Origin of the sequence: Lactobacillus jensenii DSM 20557, assembly GCF_001436455.1 — a bacterium.
Classification (GTDB): domain Bacteria; phylum Bacillota; class Bacilli; order Lactobacillales; family Lactobacillaceae; genus Lactobacillus; species Lactobacillus jensenii.
Genome location: NZ_AYYU01000008.1, coordinates 18,956 through 38,022, shown reverse-complemented (window position 1 = coordinate 38,022; position 19,067 = coordinate 18,956). Strand labels below are relative to the sequence as shown.

Annotated in this window: 17 protein-coding genes; 14 read left to right on the top strand and 3 right to left on the bottom strand. The window is 33.8% G+C overall.

Annotated features, from left to right (window positions below):
* The first annotated feature begins 2 nt into the window (after nucleotides 1-2).
* The 6 genes from FC45_RS03445 (at nucleotide 3) to yjeM (ending at nucleotide 5,745) form a co-directional block, all read left to right on the top strand.
* Complete coding sequence (locus FC45_RS03445) at nucleotides 3-869, top strand: phosphate ABC transporter substrate-binding protein (RefSeq protein WP_006587842.1); 867 nt, start codon at nucleotides 3-5, stop codon at nucleotides 867-869.
* Nucleotides 870-873: 4 nt separating this feature from the next.
* A complete protein-coding gene (gene pstC / locus FC45_RS03440) occupies nucleotides 874-1,773 on the top strand; it encodes a phosphate ABC transporter permease subunit PstC (protein WP_006587841.1) in 900 nt (299 codons plus the stop codon).
* A gap of 3 nt (nucleotides 1,774-1,776) precedes the next feature.
* A complete protein-coding gene (gene pstA, locus FC45_RS03435; RefSeq protein WP_006585072.1) occupies nucleotides 1,777-2,658 on the top strand; it encodes a phosphate ABC transporter permease PstA in 882 nt (293 codons plus the stop codon).
* A gap of 14 nt (nucleotides 2,659-2,672) precedes the next feature.
* Nucleotides 2,673-3,425: a phosphate ABC transporter ATP-binding protein PstB gene (pstB, locus tag FC45_RS03430; protein WP_006585071.1), complete on the top strand. Its 753-nt coding sequence runs from the start codon at nucleotides 2,673-2,675 to the stop codon at nucleotides 3,423-3,425.
* A gap of 17 nt (nucleotides 3,426-3,442) precedes the next feature.
* A complete protein-coding gene (phoU, locus tag FC45_RS03425; protein ID WP_006588486.1) occupies nucleotides 3,443-4,150 on the top strand; it encodes a phosphate signaling complex protein PhoU in 708 nt (235 codons plus the stop codon).
* Between the two features lie 116 nt (nucleotides 4,151-4,266).
* Complete coding sequence (gene yjeM / locus FC45_RS03420) at nucleotides 4,267-5,745, top strand: glutamate/gamma-aminobutyrate family transporter YjeM (protein ID WP_006585069.1); 1,479 nt, start codon at nucleotides 4,267-4,269, stop codon at nucleotides 5,743-5,745.
* Between the two features lie 63 nt (nucleotides 5,746-5,808).
* Here the strand turns inward: yjeM and FC45_RS03415 are convergent, their stop codons facing one another.
* The gene (locus tag FC45_RS03415; RefSeq protein WP_006588485.1) at nucleotides 5,809-7,248 is read right to left on the bottom strand and encodes an APC family permease; all 1,440 of its coding nucleotides are present in this window, start codon (nucleotides 7,246-7,248) and stop codon (nucleotides 5,809-5,811) included.
* 92 nt (nucleotides 7,249-7,340) lie between these two features.
* Nucleotides 7,341-8,552, bottom strand: coding sequence for an MFS transporter (locus tag FC45_RS03410; protein ID WP_006585067.1), 1,212 nt, complete (start codon nucleotides 8,550-8,552; stop codon nucleotides 7,341-7,343).
* Between the two features lie 176 nt (nucleotides 8,553-8,728).
* On the opposite strand from FC45_RS03410, the gene FC45_RS03405 reads away from it, so the two are divergent.
* Together FC45_RS03405 and FC45_RS03400 are read left to right on the top strand one after the other, a co-directional pair.
* Nucleotides 8,729-10,987 carry an ArnT family glycosyltransferase gene (locus FC45_RS03405; protein WP_236694511.1) on the top strand — a complete coding sequence of 753 codons (2,259 nt, stop codon included), beginning with the start codon at nucleotides 8,729-8,731 and terminating at the stop codon, nucleotides 10,985-10,987.
* Nucleotides 10,988-11,003: 16 nt separating this feature from the next.
* Nucleotides 11,004-11,963, top strand: coding sequence for a glycosyltransferase family 2 protein (locus tag FC45_RS03400; protein ID WP_006585064.1), 960 nt, complete (start codon nucleotides 11,004-11,006; stop codon nucleotides 11,961-11,963).
* Between the two features lie 61 nt (nucleotides 11,964-12,024).
* Here the strand turns inward: FC45_RS03400 and udk are convergent, their stop codons facing one another.
* Complete coding sequence (gene udk / locus FC45_RS03395; protein WP_057706375.1) at nucleotides 12,025-12,660, bottom strand: uridine kinase; 636 nt, start codon at nucleotides 12,658-12,660, stop codon at nucleotides 12,025-12,027.
* A 142-nt stretch (nucleotides 12,661-12,802) separates the two neighbouring features.
* Between udk and FC45_RS03390 the strand changes: the two genes are divergently transcribed.
* The 6 genes from FC45_RS03390 to FC45_RS03365 all read left to right on the top strand — a co-directional run bounded on the left by FC45_RS03390 (nucleotide 12,803) and on the right by FC45_RS03365 (nucleotide 19,064).
* Nucleotides 12,803-13,246, top strand: coding sequence for a MarR family winged helix-turn-helix transcriptional regulator (locus FC45_RS03390; RefSeq protein WP_006585062.1), 444 nt, complete (start codon nucleotides 12,803-12,805; stop codon nucleotides 13,244-13,246).
* A complete protein-coding gene (locus FC45_RS03385) occupies nucleotides 13,243-14,979 on the top strand; it encodes an ABC transporter ATP-binding protein (protein WP_006587988.1) in 1,737 nt (578 codons plus the stop codon). The genes FC45_RS03390 and FC45_RS03385 overlap by 4 nt, the downstream gene beginning before the upstream one ends.
* Nucleotides 14,979-16,736: an ABC transporter ATP-binding protein gene (locus FC45_RS03380; protein ID WP_034535582.1), complete on the top strand. Its 1,758-nt coding sequence runs from the start codon at nucleotides 14,979-14,981 to the stop codon at nucleotides 16,734-16,736. Before FC45_RS03385 ends, FC45_RS03380 begins: the two co-directional genes overlap by 1 nt.
* 115 nt (nucleotides 16,737-16,851) lie before the next feature.
* Nucleotides 16,852-17,592, top strand: coding sequence for an amino acid ABC transporter ATP-binding protein (locus tag FC45_RS03375; protein ID WP_006587986.1), 741 nt, complete (start codon nucleotides 16,852-16,854; stop codon nucleotides 17,590-17,592).
* A 9-nt stretch (nucleotides 17,593-17,601) separates the two neighbouring features.
* Nucleotides 17,602-18,429, top strand: a complete 828-nt coding sequence (locus tag FC45_RS03370; protein WP_006585056.1) for a transporter substrate-binding domain-containing protein — start codon at nucleotides 17,602-17,604, stop codon at nucleotides 18,427-18,429.
* Nucleotides 18,426-19,064: an amino acid ABC transporter permease gene (locus FC45_RS03365; protein WP_006585055.1), complete on the top strand. Its 639-nt coding sequence runs from the start codon at nucleotides 18,426-18,428 to the stop codon at nucleotides 19,062-19,064. The genes FC45_RS03370 and FC45_RS03365 overlap by 4 nt, the downstream gene beginning before the upstream one ends.
* Nucleotides 19,065-19,067 lie beyond the last annotated feature (3 nt).

Sequence of the window (19,067 nt, the reverse complement as noted above, 5' to 3'; positions counted from 1 at the left end):
AGATGAATAAAAAATCAATCTTTGGCCTCGTGTTCATTGCCCTAATAGCCTTTTGCTGGTGGGATTATGAATCACATGGAGTTAAACAAACGAGTAAAGTAACCAATGTAGGCTCTACTGCTTTGCAGCCACTTAGTGAAAGTGCTGCGGCAGGCTTTTTGAAAAAGAATCCTGTAATTAATTTAATTGTTCAAGGTGGCGGTTCAGGTACGGGCTTATCGCAAGTTCAAAACGGAACTGTCGAAATCGGATCTTCTGATGTATATGCTGAAAGTAAAAAAGGTATTAATGCTAAGAAATTAACAGACCACATTGTAGCTATTTCGGCCATAGTTCCAATTGTAAACAAGAAATTGAATATTAAGAACTTAACCACTAATCAATTACGTGATATTTTTCTAGGGACAATTACTAACTGGAAGCAAGTAGGGGGACCTGATTTAGAAATTACGATTATTAATCGAGCAAGTGGCTCAGGTACTAGAGCAGCATTTCAAGAATTGATTTTAAAAGGTAAAGAACCTTTAAAGGCTCAAGAGCAAGACTCAAATGGATCAGTTAAGCAGATTGTTAAAGCAACTCCTGGTGCAATTTCGTATGTCTCAACTTCATATATTGATAATTCTATAAAGACCTTAACTATTGATGGCATTGATGCAAGTAGTAAAAATGTTGAAACTAATAAATATAAATTATGGTCTTATGAGCATATGTATACACAAAAGAATGCAAGTGCAGCAGCAGTTAAATTTATTGAATATATTCAGTCAAAAGAAGTGCAAAATACGTTGGTTAAGCGAGCACATTACATAAGTATTTATGATATGAAAGTAGTTCGCGATATTAATGGCGTAGTTAGAAAGAAGTAACGTGATGAAGCAAAATAAAAAGCATCTTTTATTATCTCCATCAAAAGAAAGTTATGAAGAAAAATGGGGAAAGACAATATCATATGGTTCTATTGCCTTAATTGGGCTAGTAGTTATTAGTATTATCTTTTTCTTAACTGGAAAGGGATTAGCTTTATTTTTTAAAGATCATGCTAATGTTTGGCAATTTTTAACAAGTAGTAATTGGGAACCCAGTCACAATAGTTTTGGTGCTTTACCAATGATTGTAACTTCGTTTGTAGTAACATTACTTGCTGGTTTAATTGCAGCTCCTTTTGCTTTAATTATCGCTTTAGCAATTAACGAAATTTTTCCAAAATGGTTTGGTAAAATTTTACAACCAATAATTGAATTACTAGTTGGAGTACCATCAGTTGTCTATGGTTTTGCTGGATTAATTTTAGTTACTCCTGTTTTAAGAAGTATTTTTGGTGGATCAGGATTTGGAATTTTAGCTGCCGTAGTAGTTTTGTTTATGATGATTTTACCAACGATGGTTTCAATGATGGTTGACAGTTTACGTGCTACTCCTAAAACTTTCCGAACTGCAAGTTATGGTTTAGGGGCAACTAGATGGCAAACGTTACATATGGTTGTAATCCCATCAGCAAAAGGTGGTCTTTTAACAGCAATAGTTTTCGGAATGACTAGAGCTTTTGGAGAAGCATTAGCTGTTCAAATGGTAATTGGTAACGCTGCTTTAATGCCACAAAACTTAATGAGTCCAGCAGCTACTTTAACTAGTGTTTTAACAACTGGAATGGGTAATACGATTATGGGAACCAGTGCTAATGATGCCTTGTGGAGTTTAGCATTCGTTTTATTAGTTATGTCATTAGTATTCAATATTTTAATTAAATTGATTAATAAAAAGAGAGGATAAGCAATGAATGCAGAAAAACGCGACCATTTAGCCACTATTTTAATTAGTAGTGGTGCAATTTTTGCGGGAATACTTGTTATCTTATTCTTGCTTTATTTGATAGTAGAAGGATTACCTCAACTATCTTGGCATTTTTTAACAACTGCAAGTGATTCTTTTAGTACCAATGGCGGAATTAGAGATCAATTATTTAATTCATTTTATTTAGTAGTTATTACTTTAATTATTTCAATCCCTCTTTCACTTGGGGCTGCTATTTATTTAAGTGAATATGCTAAAGATAATGTTTTCACAAGAGCATTGCGGTTAGCTATTGAAGTTTTATCATCCTTGCCAAGTGTGGTAATTGGACTTTTTGGATATTTGATTTTTGTAGTTAATTTTAAAATGGGCTTTTCAATTTTAGCTGGTGCTTTAGCACTAACAATATTGAATATTCCACTTTTGACTACAAATGCAGAACAAGCTTTAAGACAAATTCCCTACTTACAAAGACAAGCGGGTTTAGGATTAGGGATGACTAAATGGAGAGTCACTAAAGATATTGTGATTCCAGCTGCTTTTCCAAGTATTTTAACAGGAGTAATTTTAGCTTCAGGGAGAATTTTTGGTGAGGCAGCAGCATTAATTTTTACTTCCGGACAGAGTTCAATTGCAGTTAGTTATAGTAATTGGAATCCCTTTGACCCAACAAGTTTCTTAAATTTAATGCGACCAGCAGAAACTTTGGCTGTAAATATCTGGAAATTAAATACAGAAGGATTAGTTCCAAATGCTCAGGCAATTAGTAGTGGGGCAGTAGCAGTTCTAATTTTAACTATTTTGATTTTTAATATTTGCGCAAGATTATTTAGTGCATACATTAGTAAAAAGTTAGGTAAGTAGTAAAGGAAAAATCAATGGAAAAGATTGCGTTAGAATTAAAAAATGTAGGCGTTGCATATGGTGACAAGCAAGTTGTAAAAAATGTTTCTATGAAATTCCCCCAAAATCAAATTTCTGCTTTAATTGGGGCAAGTGGTTCTGGTAAATCAACTTTATTGCGTTCAATTAACCGAATGAATGACGATTTAGCTACCGTAACTGGTGAAATTATATTTGAAGATATTAATATTAACGATCCCAAAATCAATGTTTATCGTCTTCGCCGACAAATTGGAATGGTCTTTCAGCAGCCTACTCCTTTTCCAATGTCAATTTATGATAATGTAGTTTATGGTTTGCGTCTTGCAGGAGAAAAGCGAAAAGATATTTTAGATCAAAGAGTGGAAGAAAGTTTAAAACAGGCTGCTTTATGGGATGAGGTAAAGGATTCTTTGCATAGTAATGGAAGTTCTTTATCTGGTGGACAACAACAAAGATTATGTATTGCTAGAACTTTAGCAACAAAGCCTGAAATTATTTTGATGGATGAACCAACTAGTGCATTAGATCCAATTTCTACTAGTCAAATTGAGCAAACCATGCTTGAATTAAGAAAAGACTATACAATTATTATCGTTACTCATAACATGCAACAAGCTAGTCGTTCATCTGACTGGACAGCATTTATGCATCAAGGAAAATTGGTTGAATTTAATAAAACAAGTGAAATCTTTATTAATCCACAAAAGCAGCAAACAAGTGATTACTTAAGCGGTAAGTTTGGTTAAAGGAGGATATTTGAGCAATGGGTGTAATGTTTGATTCAGAATTAAAGAAGTTAAAAAGTCGTTTTGTTGAAATGGGACTTGATACTAATGAACAGCTTTATCAAGCTACAAAGGCCTTTTTAGATCATGACCCAGTCTTGGCAAAAAAGGTAATTAATGGTGATTTAGCAATCAATGATGAAGAAATTAGTTTAGAAAAACGAGCTCTTAAATTAATTGCATTGCAACAGCCTTTAGCTAATGATTTTAGAACTATTATTTCGATTTTGAAGGCAAGTAATGATGTTGAACGCCTAGGCGATTATGCAGTTCATATTGGTCGTGCCACGGTTCAGCTAAAGGGAAATCACCACTCTCCTGAAATTGAACAAGCAATTGAAGAAATGAGTGCAATTGTCCGCGAAATGCTAGAAAAAGTTCTAGATGCATATGTTTACACTGATGAAAAAGCTGCCTATGAAGTAGCCAACAAAGATTTGAAAGTTGATATTATTTACGTTCGTGAACAAAAGCGACTTTTAGAAAAGATGATGGCTAATGGTGAATCAATCCCTTCATATGAGCAATATGTAAGTGTAATTCGCACTCTTGAACGTGCAGGAGACCACATTGTAAATCTTGCTGAATGGGTTATCTATATTGCAAGTGGCAAGTTAGTTGAATTAAATCCAGGTAAAACTGATCCTGAATTAGTTGAAAAAGGGTTAAAAAAAAGTAATGAATAATATTATGAGAGAGTTGGAATTTACCAACTCTCTTTTTTAAGTATACGGTTACAAGTAAACGTGATAAAATTTAAAAGATGAAAAAGGAAACTATATAGAAGGAAATATGTTATTTTATGAGTGATAAACAGAAGAAAATTGGGCTATTTAGCCTAATTATGATGATTTTTTCAAGTATTTTTGGCTTTGCCAATATGCCAGTAGCATTTTTACAAATGGGATATGCTAGTATTCCTTGGTTTATTTTTGCAGCTGTATTATTTTTCTTACCAGTTGCTATGATGATTGCGGAATATGGTGCAGCATTTAAAGATGATCATGGTGGAATGTATACTTGGCTTAAGGAATCTATTGGTGAAAAATGGGCCTTTATCGGTACTTTTATTTGGCTTTCAAGTTGGATTGTTTGGCTTATATCTATTTCATCAAAAGTCTTTATTCCATTTTCTGCCTTGATCTTTGGAAAAGACATGACTCAAACATGGTCATTTGGTCCGTTCAATGCAACCCAAGTAATTGGAATTTTGGCTATTTTATGGATGATTTTTGTTACTTTTGCAGCTAGCCACGGAGCTGAAGTGATTTCAAAGGTATCATCAATAGGTGGTTACTTTGTAACAGGGATGATATTTGTTTTTATTATTGGTAGTATTGTTGCTTTGATTGCGGGACATGGACACATTTCCCAAGCTTTGACAGCTAAAGCATTAATTTCATCACCAAATCCTGACTTTCAAACACCTATTGCTACATTATCATTTATTGTTTATGCTATTTTTGCGTATGCGGGAATGGAAGCGTTAGGAGGAATTATTGACTCTGTTGAAAAGCCGGAAAAGACTTTCCCGCGCGGGATGCTGATTTCTTCAGTTTTAATTGCAGCAGGCTATTCTATTATTGTTTTACTTTGGGGAATTAGTATTAATTGGAATGATGTCTTAAATTCTAAGAGTGTTAATTTAGGTAATATTACTTATGTCATGATGGGACATTTGGGATATTACTTAGGACAAACATTGGGATTAAGCAATTCAACTAGTTTACTTTTACAAAGTATTTTTATTAGATTTGTTGGTTTAGGAATGTTTTTAGCATATGTTGGATCATTCTTTATCTTAATTTATTCTCCAATTAAGTCATTTATTTTGGGGTCAAAGCACCTTTGGTCAGAAAAAATGACTAAATTAAATAAAGTAGGAGTTCCTGCGCATGCAATGTGGATGCAAGCTATTTTAGTTTGTGTTTTAATTTTCTTAATTTCATTTGGTGGTGGAGAAGCTAAAACTTTTTATACAATTTTGACTGATATGTCTAATGTTGCAACGAGTTTCCCTTATTTATTTCTAATTGCAGCATTTCCATTATTTAAGAAAAAGTATAAGAACTTACCATTTGAGGTATTTAAGAATAAAGGTTTTACCAATTTAATTGTGGCTATTAGCTTTTTGATTGTCTTATTTGGAATTATCTTTACTTGTGTTGAACCATTCCTTCAGGGAGATTGGGTAACAGGATTTTGGACAGTAATTGGGCCAATTTTCTTTGGAAGTTTGGCATATGCTATCTACGCTAAAGCTGAAAGAAAACAAAAATAAAGATTACAAAAAAGATAGAGTTTCGAAATAACTTCAAAACTCTATCTTTTTTGTATAAGCTTGTTAATTATCTTTACTGTTTGCTAGGGTAGAATGTTTAATTCCATAACTAAAGTAAATTACTAATCCAATAATAAACCATGCAGTAGCTGTAAGCTTAGCAGCTGTATCTAAACCTAGGAAAACGCCTAGTGATGCAAGAAACGCGATTGCAGGTAGTACTGGATAAAATGGCATTTTAAAGCTAGGTTCTTTTATATCTTTACCTTCACGTTTCCGTAATTTGTAAATACCTAAAGTTACGAACATGAAAGCAATTAATGTACCAGCAGAAACCATTTGGGCTAAGAAGCTAAATGGCAGTAATGCTCCTAAAATTACGCTTACTACAGTTAAAAATACAAGAGCATGGTTTGGTAACTTGTTCTTATTAAGATGTCCTAACCACTTAGGAAGCATACCGTCTCGGCCAAATGAATAAACAAGTCGTGAACCAGCTAACATCATCCCAATTAAAGCTGTAAACATACCGACTACTGCAATTGCTTGAACAATTATGGCAACAATGGGATGTCCTGCTTGGCGTAAAGCCCAACCAACTGGTTCAGCATTGTTAGCATAAGCGGAGTATGGGAACATACCAACTAATACTAATCCTACACCAACAAATAAAACAACAGCAATTAATAATGATCCCATAATTCCACGAGGCATAGTCTTTTGGGGATTTTTAGCTTCAGCAGAGTTTGCAGCAATTGAATCAAATCCAATATATGATAGGAAGATAGTTGATACACCTTCATAAATGCCAATCCAGCCGCCGAAGATGGTACCATCACTATTTGCTTTTTGAGCAGGAACAAATGGAGTGTAGTTTTTAGGATGAAGTGCAGTAATACCAACTGCAATAAAAATAATAATTGCCAATACTTTTAAAACAACTAAAATATTTTGGACACGAGCAGCTTCTTTGACCCCACGTGAAAGAAGAATAGCGATTAATAAAATTACACTGCATGCAAAGAAGTCAAATAAACCTCCATTAGATCCTAAGCCTGCTTGAAGTTGAGTAGGGAGAGAAAATCCCATTGGTGAAAGTAAACCTTGCAAGTTAGAAGATAAACCACTAGCAACAAATGCAACAGCAATAAAGTACTCTGCTAGTAAAGCCCAACCAGCAATCCAGCCCCAAAATTCTCCAAATATAACATTAATCCAAGAATAAGCACTTCCAGCAAAAGGCATTGCAGCTGACATTTCAGCATAAGCAAATGCAACTAATCCTGCAACTAAAGCTGCTAATAGGAAAGAAATAGTTACAGCTGGGCCAGCATATTTAGCGGCAACAACTCCTGGTAGAGTAAAAATAGATGCAGAAACAATTGTTCCAACACCTAAAGCTAGAAATTCTTTAACGCCTAAAGTTCTTTTTAAGTGAGAATCTTTATCTTCATATACTGATGGATCTTCTTTTAAAGATAACCGTTCAAATAAGTTCTTCAAAAAATGCTTCTCCTTTTAATTGATATTTTAAAAACTTTTTAAAAGTATAGCAGATTCTAATCTGAGTGTAAACGTAAAAATAGAGACTTAAATTAGTCTTGGCTTACTGGAAGATTATTGATGACATTTAACTTAAATAAAAGAAAATTAAAAAGTACAAGAAAAGTAGTTACGATAAATACCATATTATAATTGGATAAACCTGAAATAGTAGTTCCAATTATAGGTCCGGCAATATTACCAATATACATTGCTGACTGATTCCAAGAAAATACACGGCCAGTAACAGAGGCTGGACTATTTTTACTTAGCATAGTTTGAACCTGTGGGAATAAACAAGCATCTGAAAAGCCAACTAAGAATCGCAAAACTCCTAATTCAATTGTATTTTGGACGAATGCAGTTGCCAAAAATAATATACTAGCGCCGATAAAGCCACCAACAATAATTTTGTGGGTTCCAATCTTGTCACCTAAGGCACCGAATCTAGAAGCAACAGTGAAAGTGGCGATACCTGGCAAAGCGGCAATAATTCCAGAAATTAAAACCACGTTTCCATTTCCGTGAAGAAGTTGTTTAACAAACAGAGAAACAATTGGATTAATTGAATTATTAGCGGCTTGAATTATCATTGTAGTAATGAGTAGTCCAAAGATTAAGTTAGGAGATTTAAACTGTTTAATTACATCTTTAGTTTTACCAATGTTGTTTGTGCTTTTTACAACAAAATTATCTTCTTTTACCCAAAATAGTGACATTAAAAAGGTAACAAAGAGTAAGAAACCAGTAATAAAAAAGGTAATACGGTAACTAAAAACGGATGCTAAAAAACCTCCAATTAAGGGACCTAATAAAGTTCCTGCGGTAACTGAAGAAGCCATCGTTCCCATGGCTTGGCCCGCTTTTTCTTTGGGAGTTTGTGTGGCAATTAGAGCATTGGAGTTTGAAACAAAGCCAGCAAATAATCCTTGCAGACAGCGTAATGCAAAAAGTTGATAAACATTTGTAACAAGTCCCATAGCCCCAATGGCGATTGCCATTCCGCAAGAAGCTCTTAGAATCATCAACTTTCGTCCTTTTTTATCAGCAAGTTTTCCCCACCATGGTGAAGTAATTGCAGATATAATAAACATTCCAGAGTAAATAAAACCAGACCAGAAGTTTAGTTCCTGATGAGAAAAATTACCTAAACTTGCTACATATAGTGGTAAGAAAGGCATAATTTCTGAAAAAGCAATTCCAGCAATAAAAACTGCAATGGATAAAATATATAAATTCTTTTTCCAAATGGTGTTTGTAGCCATGCAATTTCCTCCTTGTTAGCTTTCTTAATTATAGATGATTTTAAAATATATAGATTAAAATTCGACAAATATATCTATTTTTATTACAAATCAATCACAATTTGTTCATAATACTAGAATAAACTTTTTTCATAAGCTAAATAAATATTTGGTTTAAGAATAGAGGAGGCATACCAATGAAGCAAAAAATGCGAGAAAAAATAAAGAAAATTGACTATTGGCTGGTCGCCATTTTAATATTAGCGGCCTTCCTCTATGGTTGGAATATTTGGAAGGCAGGTTATGCTAACCAATTTTATACAGCGGCAATAGTATCAATGTCAAAAAGTTGGAAGGCTTTTTGGTATGGTAGTTTTGATCCAGCTAGTTTTATTACGGTGGATAAGCCTCCTGTAGCTCTTTGGTTTATGGTGATTTGTGTTAAGATATTTGGCTTCCATTCTTGGAGTATAGTCTTATCATCTGTTCTCTTCGGTATTGGATCAGTCTTCTTAATGTACAAGTTAATTAAACCATACTTTGGTCGTTTAGCAGCTAACTTGGGTGCTTTATTTATGACATTAACCCCAATTGTGGTCGCAAATTCCAGAACAAATAATATGGATGCAACTTTAGTTTTCTTCTTATTATTAGCAGGATATGTACTACACAAGTCGATTCAAAAACATAAACCATTACTTGTTTTAGTTTCATTTGCTTTAATTGGGATTGCATTCAATATTAAAATGCTGCAGGCATTTATGGTTTTACCTACAATGTACTTCTTTTATTTCATTGCTAGCAAACAAAATTGGAAGAAAAAGAGTTTATGGACAATTGCAGCTACAGCCAGCTTAGCAGTATTTACCTTGGCTTGGCCACTAGCAGTTGATTCTACAAGTAAGAGTAGTCGACCATATATTGGCAGTTCTACTAATAACTCAGTTTTAAATTTAGCTTTTGGCTATAACGGAACAGAAAGATTATTAGGACAAAGTACTGGTACAGGTGGCGCTTTTCCAGGGATGAACAGTAAAAATAAGGGAAAAGCAGGTAATATGCCAGGCGGTAATAAGCCTAGTCAAAGTAAAAACGGCAATATGAAAAAGCCAAGTGGCACTAAGCCATCTGGCTCAATGAAAAAGCCAAGTGGTCAAATAGGACAAGGTGGCCCTGGAGGTAATAATCAAGCGCCAGGAAAGAATCAAAAAATTGCTAACTCAACTAAGACCAAGCAATCATCAAACTCAATGAAAAAGCCAAGTGGTAAAATGGGTGGTCAAAAACCTGGCAAAATGGGTAAGGGTGGCCCCGGAGGAAAAGGTGGCGGTCAAGGAGCCGGCGGAGGTATTTTTAACGTTGGTAAGGCTGGACCATTTAGAATCTTCCAAACAGCTCTTGGTCAACAGGTATCATGGCTCTTGCCATTATCACTAATCGGATTTGTAATTGCCTACTTCAATGAGTGGCGCAAGAAGAGAAAATGGTTCAAATTTAATAAGCGCCAAACACACTTGTTATACTGGTTTGGTTGGTTAGTTCCAGTTTATGGATTCTTCAGTATGGCCCAATTCTTCCATCCATACTACATGATTATGATTGCACCACCAATTGCTGCTCTTGCTGCAATCGGAATTGCATCATTTGTTGAAAATAAAACTAAAAAGAAAAAGGTGGAAGAGTTAGCTGAGCATGATTCAAAAGAAGAAAATCTTGCTAATGATGATGTAGTTGAAGTAGAAAAAGAAGCTAAATTTGCTTCAAAAGTTAACACTTATTTAATGGCAGTTGCGGTTTTAGCTACTGCAGGTTTACAAGCTTGGTATGTTTATGAATATTATTCATGGGCAACTTACTTGTTAATCATTGCTGGGTTAGCAGTTGCAGCTTATATCGTTTTATCAGCTAATAAGAAGTTTAATAAGAAAGCTAGCTTATCTGCAATTTTAGTAACTTTACTCTTAGCACCAGGATTTTGGTCATTAACTCCAACGCTTTCAGGAGAAAGTGCAGCTATCCCTACAAGTGGACCTAGTTTGTTAAGTTCAAATAACGTTAACGGCTCATTTGGCTCAGGCAGTGCAAATACCAAGATGATTTCATATCTTGAAAAGCATAACGGCAATGCAACCTACCTGTTTGCAACAATGGATTCAAATACTGCAGCGCCATATATTATTAAGACGGGCAAAGCAGTAATGACCATTGGTGGTTATAACGGTACAGATAATGCAATTAGTTTGAAGAAGTTTAAGCAATTAGTTAAAGCAGGCAAAGTGAAGTATTTCTACTTAACTAATGATAATGGCAACAACAATGCAATTGTTAAATGGGTTAAGAAATACGGTACAAAAGTTAGTTTAAGTAAATACGGTGGAAACTCAACCAGTTCTCACGCAATGAGTGGCGGACCTGGAAACTCAAATGGAACATTATATAAGTTATCTGTTAAATAATAAGGAGTGATTTAAGATGGCTAATAAAGTATTGACTATAGTCGTTCCCTGCTATGATGAGCAGGAAGTATTGCATGAAACATCTAAATTGCTCAAAAACATAATTGATGATTTAATTGAACAAAATAAAATTAGTTCAAATAGTAAAATCTTATTTGTAAATGATGGTAGTAAAGATAAAACTTGGGAAATTATTGAGCAGTTACAAAGCCAGGAAAAGGTCTTTACAGGCATTCGCTTATCAAGAAATTTTGGACATCAAAACGCTGTTATGGCGGGGTTAAGTCGAGCTGTATGGTATTCAGATATGATGATTACAATTGATGCTGATCTGCAAGATGATATTCAGAAAATCTATGAAATGGTGGATAAGTTTTATCAAGGCTTCGATATTGTTTATGGAGTCCGTAATAATCGTGATACAGATACTGGATTTAAACGGACAACTGCAGAAGCATATTATTGGTTGATGACCAAAATGGGTGTAAATTTAATACCTGACCATGCAGACTACCGTTTAATGAGTAAAAGAGCTGTTGAAGCTTTGCTTGAATATCATGAAGAAAATTTATTCTTGCGAGGTATTGTTCCAGAGTTAGGCTTCAATACGACTAAAGTTTATTACAAACGAAAAGAACGTTTTGCTGGTGAAAGTCATTATCCTCTTAAGAAAATGTTAGGTTTGGCAATTGATGGTATAACATCATTTACCATAGCTCCAATTAAACTTATTTTATACTTAGGTATATTAATGGTGCTTTATGGTGGAGGCGCAATAGTATTACTAGGTGTTACCCATCATATGAGTGATTATCGGTCATTAATTAACTCACTTTGGTTATTAGGTGGTATACAATTAATTACATTAAGTATTATAGGTACTTACGTTGGTAAAGTTTTCAATGATGTAAAAAAACGTCCAAGATTTATTATTGAAGATGATACATATAGCGATAGAATGAAGAAGATTCGCTAAAACAAGTAAAAACGGCAATGAGAATTGATTCTCATTGCCGTTTTTTGTGAATTCAATCTAATTAATCATTAGCCAAGACTGAGCGCATTTTTGTGGTTAGCATATCAATTGCAACATTATTTTCTCCGCCTTCAGGAACAATAATATCTGCATAACGTTTAGTTGGTTCAATAAACTGATGGTACATTGGCTTAACAGTTGCCAAGTATTGATCGATAACTGAATCAAGCGAACGACCACGTTCTTTCAAATCGCGTTCTAAACGACGAATGAAGCGAATATCATCATCAGTATCAACATATACTTTGATATCCATTAAATTACGCAAATTTTCGTCTGCTAAAACTAGAATACCTTCTAAAATAATTATATCAGCTGGCTCAACGTGGATTGTTTTGCTACTGCGAGTATGTTCAGTAAAATCATATACAGGCATTTCTACTGCTTTTCTGTGCATTAGTTGATTGATCTGTGCAACTAAAAGTGGCATATCAAAAGCATCAGGATGATCGTAGTTAATCTTTTTACGTTCACTCATTGGAATACCAGTATTATCTTTATAATATGAATCTTGAGTTAATGTAATGATATGATCATCATCATTAATTAAACGGGCTACTTCGTGGGCAATGGTGGTTTTACCTGAACCAGAACCACCAGCAATCCCAATTACAATTGAACGTTTTAATTCAGTCATAGTCTTCTCCTTGTCATAACTCTAACTAGTATAACCCTTACACTAATAGGGGTCTAGATTTTATTTTGAGAAGTTAAAAGAATTTGATTGACTTATGAACTATTATATAATATATTGTTGAAAGTATATGGAGGGACTAATTTTGAAATACGTAAAAATGACAGAAAAGATAAATATGGCAATTATTAATTCAGGGCGAGCTTATCAAGCGTGGGATATGGATAATGGCTTGCCAACATACTTAAGTGTAATTTTGTATGAACTTTTTTATCATAAGCGCTTAAGTCAAAAAGAGTTAGTAGAGCGATCAGGTATCCCTAAGCAATCAATTAATAAGGGAATAAAGTTACTTCAAGAGAAAGATTATTTGATTTGTGAATATAATGGTGGAGATCGCCGAGTTAAAGAATGTTATTTAACTAAAGCCGGACTTGACTATGCCAAAATAAAAGTGGGACCTTTGTTTGATTTGGAAGATGAAATAATTTATAAAATGGGAGTAAAAAGAGTAGAAAAATTAACAGAATTACTTGAAGAGTATAGCCACACTTTGTGGGAGCTGGTTAAAGAGGATGAGAAATTATGAGTTTGTTTCAAATTTTGTTTCGCCACTTGAAAAAGTATCTCAAAGATGTTTGTGGGGCGATGGTTACAATGACTTTATCTGCTCTAGCTGTTTTATATCAGCCAAGGTTACTTGAAGCGATTCAGAAAGATTTGTTAAAGGAAAATACAAGTAAAGTTGTATCTGATAGTATCTGGATTATTGGATTAGGAATAATTGCAATTGTAGCAGGTATTTTGAATGTCTATTTTGCTGCAAAATTAGCTCAAGGGGTAACGAGTGATTTACGTGAAGAAGTATATGAAAAAATCCAGAGCTTTTCTTATGCAAATATAGATACTTTTAGTACAGGAAGTCTTACTACTAGGTTGATTAGTGATATGAATCAGATTATGAACTTAGTAATGAGTATTTTTATGCAATTAGTACGTTTGCCAATTATTTTGGTTGGCTCTTTTATCTTAGCCATCCTGACTATACCTAGGTTCTGGTGGATAACACTTTGGGTTTTGGTTATTTTAACTGTAGTTGGACTTTTTATTATGAAATTGGCAAACCAACAATTTGAACAATATCAAGTTCGTTTAGATAAGGTAGCCAACCTAGCTCAAGAAAATTTACTCGGGATGAGAGTAGTCAAATCCTTTAATCAAGAAGGTGAACAAGTAAATAAATTTTCAGCAGCTAGTGATGATTTAAACCGTTTGAATTTGAATATTGGATATTTAATGAGTGCAGTAATTCCAGCTTTTTCAATTATTGCCTATATTGCAATCTGTGCAGTTACTACGATGATAGGCCTACAAATTAAGCTGCATCCAACTGATATTGCGGTTATAAGCCCATATGTAAACTATATTTTGACATTATTATTTGCTGTTTGGATTATCGGAATTGCACTTATGAATGTTTCTCGGGGCAAAGTTTCACTTGGAAGAATAAAAGAAGTTTTAGATACTAAACCAAGTATAGTTTTCAATGATAAAGCACCTGATGAAGTTTTATCGGGTGATGTGGAATTTAATGATGTGTCATTTACTTATCCAGGTAGTACAAAGCCTACTTTGCAACATATTAGCTTTAACGTGCATGCGGGCGAAATAGTAGGAATTGTCGGAGCTACCGGTTCAGGTAAATCAACCTTAGCCCAGTTAATTGCCAGACTATATGATCCTAGTTCAGGAACGATAAAAATAGGTGGACGCAATTTAAAAGAAATTAGTGAAAAATCCTTACGTAAAAGTGTTGCTTTCGTTTTACAAAAAGCAATTCTATTTTCTGGGACAATTGCTTCTAATTTGCGACAAGGAAAGGTAGATGCATCTAAAGCTGAATTAGAACGTGCTAGCATAATTTCACAATCTTTTGAATTTGTAAGAAATTATCAAGATGGCTTTAACCATGAAGTGCAGGAAAGATCAGCTAATTTCTCAGGTGGACAGAAGCAAAGACTATCAATTGCCCGGGGAATAATTTCAAATAGCCCAATTTTGATTTTAGATGATTCAACGAGTGCTCTTGATGCAGAATCAGAGAAGAAGGTGCAAGATGCATTAGAGCATAAACTGAAAGAAACTACGACTTTTTTAATTGCAGAGAAAATTATTTCTATAAAAAATGCAAATCGTATTTTAGTCTTAGATGACGGTAAATTAGTCGCCCAAGGAACTCATGAGGAGCTTTTAAAAACTTCTGATATTTATCAAGAAATCTTAAAAACACAGCAGGCTAGAGAAATGAGAGGTGAGCATTGATGAGAGATAGTAAATTAGCTTTTAAGTATTTTTATAAGTATTTAAAGCCACATTGGAAAGCTATATTTTTAGTATCCGTCTTTTCCTTGATTTCAACTTTTTTTCAGGTACTTGCTCCAACTTACTTGGGTCAAGCTGTTACTAAGTTGACATCGTATCTTACTAATGGTGGGAGTCTTAATTCATTTCTTGAAATAGTAACGCTTCTTGCAGCAAGTTATCTTTTATCAACACTCGCAATCTTTATTTCCTGGGTAATAATGTCTAACTTTACTGCTCATGCTAATAATTCTATGAGGAAAAGCTTATTTAACAAGCTTCAAAGAATGACAATTCGCTATTTTGATACTCATCAAGATGGAAAAATATTATCATTATTCACCTCAGATTTGGATAATATTTTTAATGCAATGAATCAGGCTATTTTCGAATTAATTGCCCAAGTAAGCTTGTTTGTAGGAACTATTTATGTAATGTTTAGAATTAACATTAAAATGGCTCTTTTTACTGTGCTAACTTTACCTTTAGCCTTGTTTTTAGCTTTGGTATTGATAAAAAAGGCTCGTAAGTATATTGGCTTACAACAAAGAGAAATTAGCAATTTAAATGGTTTTGTTAACGAGCAATTACATGGACAAGCTGTCATTATAACTAATGGTTTACAAAAACAATCTGTCGAAGAATTTAAAAAGTATAATCAAGCAGTTCGTAGTGCGATGTTTAAAGGACAATTTTATTCAGGCATTTTATTTCCTCTAATGAATGGATTAGCTACTTTAAATTTTGCAATTGTAATTGCAGGTGGGACGTATTTAATTTTAGCCAAGCAAGTTTCCATGCCAGCGGGTTTAGGATTAATTGTAATGTTCATTGAGTATTCATACTCATATTTTCAGCCCCTTACTCAACTTTCTTCACTTTATAATCTAATAGAGTTAGCTCTAACTGGTGCAAAAAGATTAGCAAAAGTTGAACAAGAAAAGGAAGAAAATCGAGTAATTGACGGCCAGCAACTTGCACCTTTGAAGTATGGCCTAACTTTAGAAAATGTAAGCTTTGGTTACAGTAAAGATAGAGAAATATTACATGGAATTAATGTTACCGTTCCCAAAGGAAAGACAGTTGCCGTTGTAGGACCAACAGGTTCTGGAAAGACAACTATTATGAACTTAGTAAATCGTTTTTATGATGTTAGCGCCGGGAAAATTGCGCTTGATGGTACTGATATTCGCGAATTTACTTTAACTTCACTTAGAAATAATGTGGGAATTGTACTGCAAGATTCTGTTGTGTTTTCAGGAACTATTTTTGAAAATATTGCTTTTGGTAAGCGTGATGCTACATTAGCTGAGGTAGAAAATGCTGCCAAGAAAGCCCAAATTCACGATTATATTTCAAGTTTACCTAATGGTTATGAAACTAAAATTAGTGAAAATGGTGATACGTTCTCAACAGGACAAAGACAATTAATCTCAATTGCAAGAACTTTGTTGACAAATCCAGATTTTCTTATTTTAGATGAAGCAACGTCAAATGTTGATACAGTGACTGAGGAAAAAATACAAGTTGCAATGGATGAGGTAATAAAGAATAGAACTAGCTTTGTAATTGCCCATCGTTTAAAAACTATTATCAACGCTGATAAAATCATAGTTCTCAAAGATGGCTCAGTGCTTGAGCAGGGTACTCATCAGGAACTACTCAATCTAAAAGGATTTTATTATAAATTATATATGGATCAAATGGCTTTTGATTAAAATAGAAAAAATATTGAATTAAGTTAGCATGTAAAAGTGCTAACTTTTTTAATATCCCATAAAAAAAGGTAAAATAAGTTTATGAATTTATTTCAATATTTGAAAGGAGAATAATATGGGAGCGGTTATCGAATTTAGAAATGTTGATAAATATTATGGAAAATATCATGCCTTAAAAAATATTAACTTAGAAATTGACGAAGGAGAGATTGTCTCAATCATTGGACCTTCAGGCTCTGGAAAGTCTACATTGATTAGAACAATGAATGGCTTAGAAAAGATTAATAGTGGTCAGTTAATTGTAACGGGGTATGATTTAGCTGATAAAAAAACAGATATTAATAAAATTAGAAAAAATGTTGGAATGGTTTTTCAACATTTCAATTTATATGAAAACCATACTGTTTTAGAAAATATTATGTTAGCTCCACGTATTGTTTTGAAGCGACCAGAAGCTGAAAACAAAGAGATTGCAATGAAGCTTTTGAAAAGAGTAGGCTTGGAAGAAAAAGCCGATTTACTTCCCAAACAACTGTCTGGTGGACAAAAACAACGTGTGGCAATTGCAAGATCGCTGGCAATGAAACCTAAAGTGATTTTGTTTGATGAACCAACTAGTGCTCTTGATCCTGAAATGATTCAAGATGTATTAGATGTCATGAAATATATTGCCCAAGCTGGCATTACGATGGTGGTAGTAACCCATGAAATGGGTTTTGCTCGTGAAGTGGGAAGTCGATTACTCTTTTTTGATAAAGGAGAAGTATTAGAAGATTCTCACAATCCTAAAGAATTTTTTGCTCATCCTAAAACTGAAAGAGCAAGAGAATTTTTAAGCAAAGTTATTAGCCATTAGGAGAATAAAATGAAGAATTTTTATAGATGGATTTTTGCTTCATTCTCTTTGTTAGTTCTTTTAACATTATCAGCTTGCCAAAACAAAAGTAAAAGTTCGGATACTTATGAAAAAATAAAAACTTCTCAAGCAATTACCTGGGGCGTAAAAGCTGATACTCGCCTTTTCGGAATCATGAACATCAAAACTAGTCAGTTAGAAGGATTTGAAATTGACTTGGCTAAAGAACTATCCAAGAAAATGTTGGGCAAAAATATCAAAGTAAATTTAGTTCAAACAACAGCTAAAACTAAAATTCCCTTATTACGCAATGGAAGTGTTGATGCACTTTTATCCACGATGACGATTACTAAAGAAAGGAAAAAGATTGTTGATTTTTCAACACCCTACTTTAATGCAGGGCAAGCAATCTTAGTACCCCAAAATAGTAAAATAAGAAACGTTTATGATTTGAATAAAAATGGAATTACGGTTCTTGCAGTAAAAGGAACTACGGCAGTTGCAAATATTAGAAAATTTGCACCTAAGGCAAGTGTTTCTGAATATGATGATTATGGACAGGCTTTTAGTGCTTTGAAAGCAGGTCAGGGTCAAGCTTTAACTTCTGATAATGGTATTTTAGCTGGGATTGCGGCAGAAAATCCGGGCTTTAAGATAGTTGGAGGAACATTTACTAGTGAACCTTATGGTATTGCAGTTAGAAAAGGTGATACTAAACTTCGTAAAAAGATCAATCAAGCCTTAGCAGAATTAAAGGCTGATGGAACTTATCAAAAACTACTTAAAAAATGGTTCAGTGGTATACCAGGTTTTAGCATTAAGGAGGCAAGTAGATGATTGAAATTTTGCAGAATAATTGGTCAAACCTGCTTTCTGGATTTGGCGTAACAGTCATGATTAGCATAATTAGTTTATGTGCCTCATTAGTTTTAGGGACAGTTTTTGCAATTATGGAAGTAGTACCAAATAAAACTGTTCAAATAATAGCTCATTCTTATATTGAACTTTTTAGAAATATTCCATTATTGGTTATTACTATGATCTTTTATTTGATAGTTCCCCAATATTTATTTAAGATATCTGGCTTTACAGCTGGCTGTATAGGCTTATCCTTATACACCTCTGCCTTTATTGCCGAATGTATTCGAGCTGGTATAAATTCTGTTGGAGAAGGTCAGATGGAGGGAGCAAGAAGCAATGGGATGACTTATGTGCAAGCCATGCGTTTTGTTATTTTGCCACAAGCTTTTAAAGTAGCTATTCCTTCACTAGGAAATCAATTTATTAACTTGATAAAAAATTCGAGTGTCTTAGCATTCGTAGCAGGTTTTGATCTAATGTATCAAGGCGATGTAATTGCTTTTTCAAGTTTTCAAACCGTCAATACATATTTAGTTGTGGGATGTTGTTATTTAGTTTTAACATTACCACTCAGCTATTATATGAGATATTTAGAAAAGAAAATTGCTTAGGAG

What these genes read in the sequence shown, in the direction of transcription:
- FC45_RS03365 (WP_006585055.1), top strand. Translation starts at nt 18,426, where the DNA reads ATGATTGAAATTTTGCAGAATAATTGGTCAAACCTGCTTTCTGGATTT.
- phoU (WP_006588486.1), top strand. Translation starts at nt 3,443, where the DNA reads ATGGGTGTAATGTTTGATTCAGAATTAAAGAAGTTAAAAAGTCGTTTT.
- pstA (WP_006585072.1), top strand. Translation starts at nt 1,777, where the DNA reads ATGAATGCAGAAAAACGCGACCATTTAGCCACTATTTTAATTAGTAGT.
- FC45_RS03375 (WP_006587986.1), top strand. Translation starts at nt 16,852, where the DNA reads ATGGGAGCGGTTATCGAATTTAGAAATGTTGATAAATATTATGGAAAA.
- pstC (WP_006587841.1), top strand. Translation starts at nt 874, where the DNA reads ATGAAGCAAAATAAAAAGCATCTTTTATTATCTCCATCAAAAGAAAGT.
- FC45_RS03400 (WP_006585064.1), top strand. Translation starts at nt 11,004, where the DNA reads ATGGCTAATAAAGTATTGACTATAGTCGTTCCCTGCTATGATGAGCAG.
- udk (WP_057706375.1), bottom strand. Translation starts at nt 12,660, where the DNA reads ATGACTGAATTAAAACGTTCAATTGTAATTGGGATTGCTGGTGGTTCT.
- FC45_RS03370 (WP_006585056.1), top strand. Translation starts at nt 17,602, where the DNA reads ATGAAGAATTTTTATAGATGGATTTTTGCTTCATTCTCTTTGTTAGTT.
- FC45_RS03385 (WP_006587988.1), top strand. Translation starts at nt 13,243, where the DNA reads ATGAGTTTGTTTCAAATTTTGTTTCGCCACTTGAAAAAGTATCTCAAA.
- FC45_RS03445 (WP_006587842.1), top strand. Translation starts at nt 3, where the DNA reads ATGAATAAAAAATCAATCTTTGGCCTCGTGTTCATTGCCCTAATAGCC.
- pstB (WP_006585071.1), top strand. Translation starts at nt 2,673, where the DNA reads ATGGAAAAGATTGCGTTAGAATTAAAAAATGTAGGCGTTGCATATGGT.
- FC45_RS03380 (WP_034535582.1), top strand. Translation starts at nt 14,979, where the DNA reads ATGAGAGATAGTAAATTAGCTTTTAAGTATTTTTATAAGTATTTAAAG.
- FC45_RS03405 (WP_236694511.1), top strand. Translation starts at nt 8,729, where the DNA reads ATGAAGCAAAAAATGCGAGAAAAAATAAAGAAAATTGACTATTGGCTG.
- FC45_RS03410 (WP_006585067.1), bottom strand. Translation starts at nt 8,552, where the DNA reads ATGGCTACAAACACCATTTGGAAAAAGAATTTATATATTTTATCCATT.
- yjeM (WP_006585069.1), top strand. Translation starts at nt 4,267, where the DNA reads ATGAGTGATAAACAGAAGAAAATTGGGCTATTTAGCCTAATTATGATG.